Below are 11,764 nucleotides of genomic sequence, written 5' to 3'. Positions count from 1 at the left end.
AGGATGCATCGCGCATCCTTTTTATTAACATTTAGTCTTTTTCACCATATTTTGGCATTTTATCTTTTTAGCAATCACTGTCATTTCATATAAAACAATAACTTACATTTCGGTCTCATTTTTGCTCTATACTTTGTATATTAACTAAAATAATCAATATCAAAGGACTAAACATGAGCGCATCAACTCTATTCAACTTCACTAAGCCCGTTTCACTAATTAGCGGTATTTTATTACTCAGCGGTTGTGTATTTCATATATCGCCTAGCGTTGCGTCGGTAAAACAAACACAACAACTTACATTACCTAGCAATAACCTTGAATACCTAGACGTACTAAGCGGCGCAGGTTCACTTAAAATAACAGGCTCATCAACAGCAACCAGTATTAGTGTTAACGCCACTATATACACTGCCGACATTGACGATGAATACGAACTCACACTCGAGCAAAACGGTACACAAGCAAAGCTTATTGCACAAAACAAAAGTAATACTGGAATTACCTTTTACAGCGGTCAATCACCAAGTATTGATTTAGTGGTCACTGTACCTAACAAGCTAAATTTAGATATTAACGACGGCTCAGGCGATATTGTTATTAACGCGATGCAAAGCAATATTGATGTAAAAGATGGCTCTGGCAGTATTGATATTAATAGTGCTAAAAACTTAAATATTGACGATGGCTCGGGCAGTATTTACGTAAAAAATGTAGTCGGCGATTTAGCATTAAATGATGGTTCAGGTAGCATTGATATTGATAATGTCAGTGGTAATGTCGCAATTGAAGATGGCTCTGGCGAAATACAAGTCACTAATGTAACAGGCGCATTAAACGTTGAAGATGGCTCGGGCGGCATAACTATCAAGCATATTAATGGCGCAGTTACCGTAGACGATAACTCTGGAGATATGCTGATTGAACATATTGACTCAAGCGTAACTATTGAAGATGGCTCTGGCGATATTCGCGTTAATCACGCTAAAGGGCTAACTATTACAGAAGCAGGCTCTGGCGATGTTAGCATCGATAATATCTCTGGTTCAGTAAAGCTAGACTAATAATCTAATTTTGCTTTCGAATTATATAAACGGTCAATTAATTGACCGTTTTTGGTTTTGTATAATCAATAGTGTGGTCACAGCTGCCATCGTTTTCACAATCATTTATTCCATCGCCATCGCTATCCCAGCTTGGGTGCATAGTTTTTACAGGCATGGCTACATCTGCATGTTTAATAATGGTTAACTTATAATCGCTTGTTTCACCACGTCTCGCTGCATTACGCATTAAATAAACTCGCACAACATAATCTCCATCTGTGCTGAGTTGATATTTAGCTTCATGCCCTTCTATTGAGCCAATAAATACGGCTTCATTACTGTCTAAGGGCAAAATATTAAAGTAGTTACTTAAATTTGAAGGAGTCAGGGTCACATTCAGAATTTCACCTGCTTTTGCACTAACTAAATAGTCATTAAATTCATCACCAGTAATTTGCTGTTCAAGCTCAGCTCGCTGTGGTTCAAACTCAACCTTGTACTGTTGAGCTTGCACCGTTTGTGTCAATACCGCAGCAAACACAGTGGTCAGCATAATTTTTAAAAGCAGCTTAATACTCATTTTAGTTCCTATAAGAAACATATTATTAAATTTAATGGTACACAATAAAGTAATACCAATTCGCTTAATTAAGTGAGCTATTTTGAGGGAGGGCAATCGTGTCGATAGCAAGGTAAAACATTGTTATTTAGTTGTTCTAAAAGAGAAGTTTTTAACGCAACTAACATCTGGTTTACCCCTTCAAAATGATTAAATAGTATTGCGGATTAGTATGCGTTAATAATGTTTCTTTCACAATTAACTCAAACTTAATTTATAGTAGTATCAAAATAACTCCTAACCTCAAGAGAGCACCCCATGCTAGAAATTGCTTTAATTTACTTAGCCGCCGCTATCGTTGCAGTTCCCATAGCAAAACGACTTGGGCTTGGCTCTGTGCTGGGTTATTTAATTGCCGGCATTTTGATAGGCCCTTACGCATTAGGAGTTGTAGGTGACCAAACCGATGTAATGCACTTTGCCGAATTTGGCGTAGTGATGATGCTATTTTTGGTCGGCCTTGAACTGCAACCTTCGCGTTTATGGACTCTGCGCCACTCAATTTTAGGGCTTGGCGGATTACAAGTGGTATTAAGTGCAGCAGCTATTTTTGCTTTTTGTTATTGGTTTTTTGCTATGCATTGGCAAACCGCACTGGCTATAGGCTTAATGCTCGCGCTATCTTCAACGGCTATTGTGCTGCAAAGCCTTGAAGAAAAAGGCTGGTTAAAGCAAGAAGCTGGGCAAAATGCATTTTCAGTTTTATTATTTCAAGATATTGCGATTATACCTATTTTAGCGCTACTCCCCTTACTCGCTTTTGCACCACAAGGTAACTCAAAAGACGTTAACGACTCCATCATTGCTAGCTGGCCTATTTGGCAACAAGTAGGGGTTTCTGTTGCAGTTATTGCCGCTATTATTGCTGGCGGTAAATATGTATCGGCACCACTGTTTAGATACATCGCGCAAACCCACATGCGTGAAATATTCACAATTTTTGCATTGTTTTTAGTGGTGGCTATTTCGCTAGTGATGCAAAGTATTGGCTTATCACCCGCACTCGGTACTTTTTTAGCCGGTGTTGTATTGGCCGAAAGTGAATTTAGACACGAGCTAGAAGCCGATATAGAGCCCTTTAAAGGCTTATTACTGGGGTTATTTTTTATCACGGTTGGCGCATCAATTAATTTTGAATTGCTGTTTAACCAGTTCAGTATCGTGATTGCCTTAGTGGTGTTATTAATTGTCATTAAAGCCTGCATTTTATTTGCCCTTGCTGTCACATTTAATATCAGCTCAAAGCAAAAACTCTTGTTTACTCTAGCACTCGCACAAGGTGGAGAATTTGCGTTTGTACTTTTAAGCGTGACCACCACATTAAGTATTTTAACTCCAGAGCAAACCAGCCTAGTGACCTTAGTGGTTGCGGTATCTATGCTAATAGCCCCTTTACTCCTGATGTTTTATGAACAACTACAAAAACGAAGTAGTAGCACTAAGCCCGAGTTTGATAAACCAGAACAAATAAGCACAGCAAAACATGTGATCATTGCCGGATATGGCCGTTTTGGGCAAATAATGGGACGTTTATTACATGCGCAAGGCTACGAAATTACCGTACTTGATCACAGCCCAAGCCAAATAGAACTGCTGCGCCGCTTTGGTAATACCGTATTTTATGGTGATGCAGCACGCCAAGAACTGCTTGAAGCAGCAGGCGCGCACACAGCACAAATGCTGGTTGTTGCAATTGATAACCCTGATAAAACCATTGAGATTATTAAGCTGGCGCATAAAAACTATCCACAATTAAAAATAGTAGCGCGTGCCATAGATCGCCGCCATGCATACCAATTACTTAATTTAAAAGTAGATGCATTTAACCGCGAAACCGTCGACTCAGCCATAAACTTAGCCATAGAATCGTTGCAATTGCTTGGTAATAGCAAAGAAGATGCTGAACGTGCTGGTAAATTATTTAGAGATCACGACCGTGCAGCGGTACTGCAACTTGCCGAACTATGGGGTGATGATGCCAGTTATGGTGTGGCTGTGCGTCAGCGTATGGAGGATTTAAAGCAAGTATTACAACAAGATAAACAAGCACGGCAAAACTTAAATACCTGTGACGCCAACGACTATAAAAATGGCTTAACCGAGAGCACGGTTAAGCCAAAAAATGCTAATGATGATGCCCACCTTGAATAGCCTCGCCTTGCTGATTATAAAAACCAGTAGCGCCGTGCTCTATAAAACCAAGGTTAATCATTTTAGCTAAAAATGGATCGCTTTCGTTATCGCCAATATCCGCGTAATCGGTGGTTTGAAAGTTATCCCATTTTGCAAACTGAGCCTTAATTGCAGGTGTATCACTGTTTACATCATTTAAGCTAAGCAAGGTTTGAGTATCACTTTTTTTATTGGTCACACTAAAAGTTTTAACTAATTTTGCTTGCGGGAGAAAAGCCAGCTTAAATTGGTTATCGCCCTCATTAAGCACGTAATTTTTTACCTCATTACAACCCTCACCTTGTGAACTGACTAGGGTCATTTTTGCAATTAAATGGTTATCCACCAGCTGACTTTTAGCACTCCAATTTTGCACTCCACGTACCTCCGATGGTTGGTACTCAATACCGCGTTGTTCGGCATTAAAGTAACGAATAGGACGAAGCTGGTTATTACTTAGCTGCTGCCAAAGCTCGGTTAGTGTTTCACTTTGATGCGCCACCTGCTGATTGTTTCGCCAAAGAGTAAGTGACTGGGTGCTGTGCTGCGATTTGTGCTGATTGGTAATTTTATAGTCGGCTTTTAGTTGCGCAGCATCAATGTCGCACTGCTGGGCGAGCGCACTCGTGCTGGCCAGTGCTGAGAATATAAATAATAGCTTTTTCATTGAGGTAATCTCTTAGTTAAACATTACTTTATGACTCTAAAATAACGCTTAATAATGGCATTTGTATGACACAAAAAAAGCCCGCACAATGTGCGGGCTGTCTGTTTTGCTAGTTAATTTATTGCGCTACTTTTTCATCCGCCGCTTTTACAAAGTCTGCGGCAAAGTCCATAACATGGAACAAAAAGCTTTGCTCATTAGTGCCTGTTACTAAATGCGCACCAGGTCCGGTTGCATACACACCCACATCTTCACCCGCATGGGTTTCTGATGATAGTGGCACAAGTGCTTCTTGGTGAAAGCCCGGCGTTGTAGTATCAACATTGCTTAAATCAACGCGCCCTGTAACGGGTGCAAAGTTATATCCTTCATCTGCATCGGTTTCATTACCTAAGTCTCTAAAGCCACCACCATTAGTGTAGCCAACCGTAGTATAAGGCATATCATCGGCAGCTAAACTTGGCTCTGTTTGGCCTACACCAACCACTTTACCCAATATTGGGTTACCACGCTTAGGGTAACCCGCAATGGTAAATACATGGCTGTGATCGGCCGTGACCACGATTAGTGTTTCTTCTGGGTTAGTATTTTCCATCGCCACTTTTACTGCATTCGCTAACTCAATAGTGTCGTTTAATGCATTGTAAGCGTTACCCGCATGGTGGGCGTGGTCAATGCGGCCCGACTCTACCGTTAAGAAAAAACCTTTATCATTGTTATCTAAAACATTAATAGCTTTTTCGGTCATTTGCGATAGCGAAGGCTCGCCAGCGATATCGTTACCGCGGTCAGCTTCGTATTGCATGTGCGATTCGTTAAATAAGCCAAATACCTTTGTGGCATCATCGCTAATGGCATCAAACCCAGTTTGATCCATAACGTAAGTACCAGTAGGGTAAGTTGTTTGCCATTCTGTCACTAAATTACGCGCATCAGTACGGTCACCTTCAACAGCACTCACCGCATCTGCAGAATTAAAGGCTGCATCTTTAGGTAAAAAATGACGACGCCCGCCACCCATAACCACTTCGATTCCGTCTACATCAACACCACTAAAACGGGCTTCTAAGTTCTTTTCAAAATTAACCAGCTGTGAAGCAATATCTTCACAATTGGCTGACTCTGAAGCTGGCATATCTGAAATATCTTCCCAGTTACGATCAGCCGACTTAGCATAAGTTGCCGCAGGCGTTGCATGGGTAATACGTGCCGTAGAAACAATACCGGTAGATTTACCGGCAATTTCAGCAAGCTCTAACGAAGTAACAAGCTCATGCCCTTTGCCTGATGCACAATTACCACGCTCAACTGCTTCATCAATACCAATTACACCCACATCGGTTTTTACACCAGAGGCCATTGCTGTCATCGTACCGGCAGAATCAGGTGTTTGTGCATCTACGTTATAAGTTTTTACAAACCCAGAATACGGCATAGTTTCAAAGCTTAATTGGTGATCTTCACCCATTTCACCCTGCAATTGCCCCGCTAAAATACGCGCTGCCGTTATAGTAGAAATACCCATACCATCACCAACAAATAAGATCACGTTTTTCGCTTTACCTGACTCTGTTACTACCTTACTTGCTGCATCTTGCGCACTAGCAAGTTTAGTTTGTGCGTCGCTAAACCAAGCATTGTTACTTAATGAAGCGAGCTGTTCACTCGTTAATGAGGTAGCTGGGTCGTTACATACTAAGTTAGTGTGCGTTACTTCGCTGCTCTCTAATTGCCCATTAGTATTAGTATCAACACCGCTTTGCGTTTCTACGCCGCCATTAACACATTGTGCTGAGCCTACTGCGATTTGGTTATCTACCGCTAAAATATTATTACTGTTTTTGTCGTCATCACTCGAACACCCAGTTAATGCGACCATTACTGCTAAAGAAAGTACTGTTAATTTATTCATGTGAGCCGCCATTATTGCTGAGTTAGTTCAAGAGCTTGATTAATTAAATGAAATACAACGTTTTGTTCTATAACACCTTGAGCAAGGTGAGCACCTGGGCCCATTGCATGTAATGAAATATCTTCACCTGCATGCGTTTCAGAGCCAAGTGGAACAGTAGCCTCTTGGTGAAAACCTGGCGTATTTGTATCAACACCATTTAGCTCAACACGTCCTGCAACCGCAGCTGTTTCATAGCTTGCCTCTGCATCTGTTTCATCAACTAAGTTTCTAAAACCGAGGCCATTTGCATAACCTACTGTGGTGTATGGCATGTTATCAGCAGCTAGCGTTGGTGTAGTTTGGCCAACACCAACCACTTTACCTAAAATTGGGTTACCACGTTTCGGGTAACCTGCAATAGTAAACACATGGCTGTGATCGGCTGTAACTAAAATAAGCGTTTCTTCAGGGTCGGTGTTATCAACGGCAGCTTGAACGGCTTGTGCAAATTCAATAGTGTCGTTAAGTGCGTTAAAAGCATTACCCGCATGGTGAGCATGGTCAATACGGCCAGACTCTACGGTTAAGAAAAAGCCTTTTTCGTTTTTACCCAGTACATCAATCGCTTTAGTTGTCATATCGGTAAGCGACGGCTCACCAGCTATATCGTTGGCACGGTCAGCTTCGTATTGCATGTGCGATTCGTTAAATAAGCCAAAGACTTGGGTTGCATCATCGGCAATAGCATCAAACCCAGCTTGATCCATCACATAAGTGCCATTTGGATATTGTGTTTGCCATTCAGTAACAAGGTTGCGCTCATCAGTACGATCGCCTTCTACGGCGCTCATTGCATCATTTGAATTTGCAGATGCATCTTTAGGTAAAAAGTGACGACGGCCGCCACCCATTACAAAGTCTAAGCCATCAACATCGGTACCTATAAAACGCGCTTCTAGGTTTTTTTCAAAGTTAACTAGCTGTGAGGCAATATCTTCACAGCCTGCATTAACTGCTGCCTCTGGCATGTCTGAGATATCTTCCCAGTTGCGATCAGCCGATTTAGCATACGTTGCACCCGGTGTCGCATGAGTGATACGTGCAGTTGAAACAACACCGGTAGCTAAGCCTTTAATTTCAGCCAGCTCCGTGGCTGTTAATAACTCATTACCGATAGCCGTTGCACAGTTACCTCGTTCAACCTTCTCATCAACCCCAATAACACCCACATCGGTTTTTACCCCTGAGATCATTGCTGTCATAGTGCCTGCAGAATCGGGAGTTTGTGCATCTACGTTGTAGGTTTTAACTTGTGCTGAATACGGGAATTTTTCAAAGCTTAAATAGCCTTCTTCACCGAGCTGGTTGTTTCGTTGACCTTGTAAAATACGCGCCGCTGTTAAGGTAGAAATACCCATGCCATCGCCAACAAATAAAATTACATTTTTAGCTTTGGTGCTTTTAACCGCTTGTGCTTGCGTTGTTTTAGTTGTTAGTTTTGTTTGTGCGGCACTGTACCAGCTGCTGTCTTTTTGACTTTGCGGTAGAACATTGGCATGACTAACGGCACTAAACGCACAGGTAAGTGCGATTGCCGCAGCGACTTTTTTAATTTTCATCCGTAATTCCCATTATGTAGTGGTTATTTTTAAAAACTGTGAGCTCAAAAACATCAACCGCTGCACTATAGGAAATAGATGTTACTAATAAAGGTAATTTTAATGACAAGAAGGTGACAGCCAAATTTTATATCAATAACACCTACTTTGTATTTCCATCGACTGCTTAACCCTTCTCATAATATATGTAACAGCTCTATAAAAGCACGTCACAATATATTAGTTTATTGATCTCGTGCTTGAGCATAAGCCAGCTATTGCCTACAATAGCGCATAATTAATTCAACGCAGATCACCAATATGACTGATACAAACAAACCAGAATTACCAAATCAACTGTCTATTAACCCACGTAGCAAATTTTATGTAGAAGAAGTATTTGAGCATGAAATCGGTATTACACTTAACGGTAAAGAGCGTTTTGACGTTGAAGAGTACTGCATCAGCGAAGGTTGGATAAAAGTAGCGGCACCTAAAGCGCTAGACCGTCGCGGCCAGCCATTACTTATGAAAGTAAAAGGCACTGTAGAAGCGTTTTACAAGTAATAGCTTACTTGTAAAAAGAAAAGCGACACCTTACTGGGTAGTCGCTTTTTTTGTGCCTGTTCAAAACATGTTGAACTTTTTTCATACTCAACCTGATGAAGTTTCATTATGAATTTTCAAAAAGTATGTTTGAATAGCTTTAATTATTTAGACGTATAGAAGTCCATTATGAGCAAGTTAATAATATTAGATGGCGGCATGGGTCGTGAACTCAAACGCATGGGCGCGCCGTTTTCACAGCCACTGTGGAGTGCGCAAGCTTTAATAGAAGCACCGCAATGTGTAACCCAAGCACACCAAGGTTTTATAGATGCTGGCGCTGAAATAATTACTGTTAACAGCTATGCATGTGTACCCTTTCACTTGGGTGAAACGCTTTACCAAGCAAAAGGTGCTGCGCTTGCTGAGCAGGCAGCGGTTATTGCAAAAAAGGTGACTCAAAACGCAAAGCAAACGGTACTCGTTGCCGGTTCACTGCCTCCTGCCTTTGGCTCGTATCGTGCTGATTTTTTCCAAAGTGATCGCGCATTTACTATTTTAGATACCCTGTATAAAGCACAAGACGAATATGTAGATATCTGGATTGGTGAAACCATATCAAACATTGAAGAAGCGCGGGTAATGGCAAGCGTACTGAAGAATTCAAACAAGCCATGTTATTACGCATTTACCCTAAGTGATGAAGTAAGCGAACAAGCGACATTGCGCTCTGGTGAATTAGTATCAGACGCTATCCTAGCACTACTCGAATATAAAATAGCGGGCATATTCTTTAACTGCTCTATTCCCGAGGTTATTGAACAAGCGCTGCGCGACACTAATCGCGTGCTAAAACAGCAAAATAAACATGTTGATTTAGGGGCATTTGCGAATGGTTTTACACCAATCGCCAGTGATTATAAAGCCAATGAAGGCTCGCAAGGTTACCGCGATTTATCACCTGCTGAGTATGTAGCATTTGCTAAACAATGGCATAGCCTAGGCGCAACAATTATTGGCGGCTGCTGTGGTATTGGCCCCGAATTTATAGCAGCGCTGGTAAAGTGGAAAAGCGACATTAAAGCGATTTAATATCAATTATTTAACTATAAAAGCATCGAAAATCCATTGCGAGCTTATTGACTGCTTCCCAATACCCAATCAAGCCCTTGTATTGCGGTGGTTGGGAATGCGGTTGCATGCTGTGCCCCTTCAATAACAACACTTTTTAATTTTATATTATCACTATTGAGCGCATTAATTTTTTTCACAAGTTGCGCTGCGCCTTCAACCATATTTTGCCCTTCACCAAAGGCTGGAGTTTCCTTTGCCCCAACAGATACATAAACCTTTATTGGCATTTGGGGCTTATTCGCTTTTAACGCTAGCAGTGCATTATTATCAAACCAAACCGACGGGCTGCCAATAATATAATTGCTAAATAGCTCAGGCATCGTAAATAAAACAGCGGCGCCAAATAAACCGCCTAACGAGTTACCTATATACGTTCTTTGCGTGTTGCTTGCTCGGTAACTTTTTTCGATAAACGGCAGCACAGTCTTTTTTAAAAACAGTGCATGATTTTTAGCGTTTCCGGTTTGTTTTTTCCAGTTCAGGGATTGAGTGGGTGTATAATCCCTAACTCGACTACTAGCTCCTCTCGAGCCTTTTTCATAGCCAATCGCCACAATAATAGCCTGTTGCATCTTGCCGCTATTCATTGGAAACCGTGTGGCACCGGCAACGATAGGAAATGCATACGGCGCATCGGTTAAATAAATAACAGGATACGTTTTATTAGGCTGCTCTGAATATGACTTAGGCAATTGAATAAAAATAGAATAAACACGCTTAGTTGAGGGCTCCGTAAGCTCTACAACAGTACTTCTGGGGATTTCGTAAGGGGTATTTGCGCTTAATTTAAAACAGATGAAAACACAAAGTAACAGCAAAAGCTTTAAAGCAGTATTCACTAAATTAGTTTACCTAAAAAACAATATTTATAATTACAATGCCACATAGTCGCTATGTTTAACACTGGCAGTGTTAAACAAGTTCATCTGATTTATCACCTGAACAGGGGCAATTTTCGTTATTTTTTTTAAAACACTGTTGGTAGTTAAACCAATGGGCTAATGCGATAAAAGCGGAGCCAATTAAAGTGAGTGCTTTTTCGGCCACTTCATGGCCTAATAATACTGCAGTTATCAAACAAGCTAGACCAACAACTCCACACGCCATATAACGTATACGTTTGTGCTTTTTACAGCCTAAGCTCAAAGCTAATAAGCTTGTTGGTAATACTACAGCAAGAACCCATAAGTGAAACTGTTCAGCATTTATTTGTAGTACAGCAAAGCTTGGCAACAGCGCTAAAATAACCGGTGTTGCAAAACAATGTACCGTGCACATTAACGAAAGCCCAATGGCAAGCTTATCTGCTGTTGTTTGAGTCAGCTTCATTATTTATCCTTCTTTTTAATTGTGTTAGCGGTACTTTGCTGGCACCCAAAACAAACACCTGAGATTTCTAATTGCGAAGTTGCTGGCGTAAACCCTTTCATTTTCAGTTCCCTAAACAAAGATTTAACCGAATTATTAAGGTCTTTCACCTCACTTGCTTTATTACAAGAGCTACAAATTAAAAACATCGATAGTTGATGCTCTCTATCATCATTAACGTGACTGCACGGTATAAACTTATTTTCTAACTTTAATCTATGTACCAGACCTACCGACTCTAAAAAACCTAATATCCGATAAACGGACATTGCCAAAATCGGTGTATTTATTTGCTTATTAAATTGATCTGTTAACTCATAAGCAGACAAAGGTTTATTTGCTTTCAATAGAATTTCAAATACCTGCTGACGTTTTGGCGTTAATTTTTTTTCAAAGGCTTCACATCTTTTTATCGCAAAGCCCATCATCTCTTTAAATTGCTGCTTATTCATATTACCCACTCTAATGTAGTGGGCTGATGTTTTAACTTTGCCATCCTTGTTGCTCAATGCCTCCGCTGTGGTTTTATCTAAAAATTTATTAACTAGAGATAAATAAATGTAACAACTAACTTTTGCTTTACAGCAAACAGATCCCCCACGAACAACACCTAAACAATGACAGAAACACTTAACGCACTGAATTTAAATAAAAATTCAACTTAAGTTATGTAGGTGAAGTAGCCAAATTATATATCTTGAGTGATTTTTAGTTAATTAA

11 protein-coding genes are annotated in these 11,764 nt (G+C 40.6%); 4 read left to right on the top strand and 7 right to left on the bottom strand.

Going from position 1 to position 11,764, the window contains the following annotated elements; genetic code table 11:
* The first annotated feature begins 173 nt into the window (after positions 1-173).
* Positions 174-1,064, top strand: a complete 891-nt coding sequence (locus CWB75_RS12245; protein ID WP_138570788.1) for a DUF4097 family beta strand repeat-containing protein — start codon at positions 174-176, stop codon at positions 1,062-1,064.
* A 37-nt stretch (positions 1,065-1,101) separates the two neighbouring features.
* Here CWB75_RS12245 and CWB75_RS12240 read toward each other — a convergent pair whose 3' ends face one another.
* Positions 1,102-1,626 carry a hypothetical protein gene (locus tag CWB75_RS12240; protein WP_138570787.1) on the bottom strand — a complete coding sequence of 175 codons (525 nt, stop codon included), beginning with the start codon at positions 1,624-1,626 and terminating at the stop codon, positions 1,102-1,104.
* Between the two features lie 297 nt (positions 1,627-1,923).
* Here CWB75_RS12240 and CWB75_RS12235 point away from each other — a divergent pair, with 297 nt between their 5' ends.
* A complete protein-coding gene (locus CWB75_RS12235) occupies positions 1,924-3,816 on the top strand; it encodes a monovalent cation:proton antiporter-2 (CPA2) family protein (protein ID WP_138570786.1) in 1,893 nt (630 codons plus the stop codon).
* On the opposite strand, the gene CWB75_RS12230 is transcribed toward CWB75_RS12235, so the two are convergent.
* From CWB75_RS12230 to CWB75_RS12220, 3 genes are all read right to left on the bottom strand, one after another.
* Entirely contained in the window at positions 3,791-4,504 is a 714-nt protein-coding gene (locus CWB75_RS12230) for a hypothetical protein (RefSeq protein WP_054202726.1), read from the bottom strand. The two genes, CWB75_RS12235 and CWB75_RS12230, sit on opposite strands and share 26 nt — an antisense overlap.
* 118 nt (positions 4,505-4,622) lie before the next feature.
* Positions 4,623-6,416, bottom strand: a complete 1,794-nt coding sequence (locus CWB75_RS12225; protein ID WP_010392197.1) for an alkaline phosphatase — start codon at positions 6,414-6,416, stop codon at positions 4,623-4,625.
* 11 nt (positions 6,417-6,427) lie between these two features.
* Positions 6,428-8,017 carry an alkaline phosphatase gene (locus CWB75_RS12220; RefSeq protein ID WP_138570785.1) on the bottom strand — a complete coding sequence of 530 codons (1,590 nt, stop codon included), beginning with the start codon at positions 8,015-8,017 and terminating at the stop codon, positions 6,428-6,430.
* A 300-nt stretch (positions 8,018-8,317) separates the two neighbouring features.
* Here CWB75_RS12220 and CWB75_RS12215 point away from each other — a divergent pair, with 300 nt between their 5' ends.
* On the top strand, positions 8,318-8,563 hold the full coding sequence (locus CWB75_RS12215) for a DUF3297 family protein (protein ID WP_008112798.1): 246 nt from the start codon (positions 8,318-8,320) through the stop codon (positions 8,561-8,563).
* A 168-nt stretch (positions 8,564-8,731) separates the two neighbouring features.
* Positions 8,732-9,634 (top strand): homocysteine S-methyltransferase family protein, encoded by a 903-nt coding sequence (locus tag CWB75_RS12210; protein WP_010392193.1) that lies wholly within the window; start codon positions 8,732-8,734, stop codon positions 9,632-9,634.
* 44 nt (positions 9,635-9,678) lie between these two features.
* Here the strand turns inward: CWB75_RS12210 and CWB75_RS12205 are convergent, their stop codons facing one another.
* The 3 genes from CWB75_RS12205 to CWB75_RS12195 all read right to left on the bottom strand — a co-directional run bounded on the left by CWB75_RS12205 (position 9,679) and on the right by CWB75_RS12195 (position 11,496).
* Entirely contained in the window at positions 9,679-10,515 is an 837-nt protein-coding gene (locus CWB75_RS12205; protein ID WP_138570784.1) for an alpha/beta hydrolase, read from the bottom strand.
* A 73-nt stretch (positions 10,516-10,588) separates the two neighbouring features.
* Positions 10,589-11,005, bottom strand: coding sequence for a MerC domain-containing protein (locus CWB75_RS12200; protein WP_138570783.1), 417 nt, complete (start codon positions 11,003-11,005; stop codon positions 10,589-10,591).
* Positions 11,005-11,496 carry a Fur family transcriptional regulator gene (locus tag CWB75_RS12195; protein ID WP_138570782.1) on the bottom strand — a complete coding sequence of 164 codons (492 nt, stop codon included), beginning with the start codon at positions 11,494-11,496 and terminating at the stop codon, positions 11,005-11,007. Before CWB75_RS12195 ends, CWB75_RS12200 begins: the two co-directional genes overlap by 1 nt.
* Between the last annotated feature and the right edge of the window lie 268 nt (positions 11,497-11,764).

This window comes from Pseudoalteromonas sp. S1608, from assembly GCF_005887265.1.
Classification (GTDB): domain Bacteria; phylum Pseudomonadota; class Gammaproteobacteria; order Enterobacterales; family Alteromonadaceae; genus Pseudoalteromonas; species Pseudoalteromonas undina.
This window is presented reverse-complemented; position numbering and strand designations above follow the sequence as displayed.

Excerpts from the sequence above, each read along its gene's own strand:
- CWB75_RS12245 (WP_138570788.1), top strand. The coding sequence starts at position 174 with ATGAGCGCATCAACTCTATTCAACTTCACTAAGCCCGTTTCACTAATT.
- CWB75_RS12240 (WP_138570787.1), bottom strand. The coding sequence starts at position 1,626 with ATGAGTATTAAGCTGCTTTTAAAAATTATGCTGACCACTGTGTTTGCT.
- CWB75_RS12235 (WP_138570786.1), top strand. The coding sequence starts at position 1,924 with ATGCTAGAAATTGCTTTAATTTACTTAGCCGCCGCTATCGTTGCAGTT.
- CWB75_RS12230 (WP_054202726.1), bottom strand. The coding sequence starts at position 4,504 with ATGAAAAAGCTATTATTTATATTCTCAGCACTGGCCAGCACGAGTGCG.
- CWB75_RS12225 (WP_010392197.1), bottom strand. The coding sequence starts at position 6,416 with ATGAATAAATTAACAGTACTTTCTTTAGCAGTAATGGTCGCATTAACT.
- CWB75_RS12220 (WP_138570785.1), bottom strand. The coding sequence starts at position 8,017 with ATGAAAATTAAAAAAGTCGCTGCGGCAATCGCACTTACCTGTGCGTTT.
- CWB75_RS12215 (WP_008112798.1), top strand. The coding sequence starts at position 8,318 with ATGACTGATACAAACAAACCAGAATTACCAAATCAACTGTCTATTAAC.
- CWB75_RS12210 (WP_010392193.1), top strand. The coding sequence starts at position 8,732 with ATGAGCAAGTTAATAATATTAGATGGCGGCATGGGTCGTGAACTCAAA.
- CWB75_RS12200 (WP_138570783.1), bottom strand. The coding sequence starts at position 11,005 with ATGAAGCTGACTCAAACAACAGCAGATAAGCTTGCCATTGGGCTTTCG.
- CWB75_RS12195 (WP_138570782.1), bottom strand. The coding sequence starts at position 11,496 with ATGAATAAGCAGCAATTTAAAGAGATGATGGGCTTTGCGATAAAAAGA.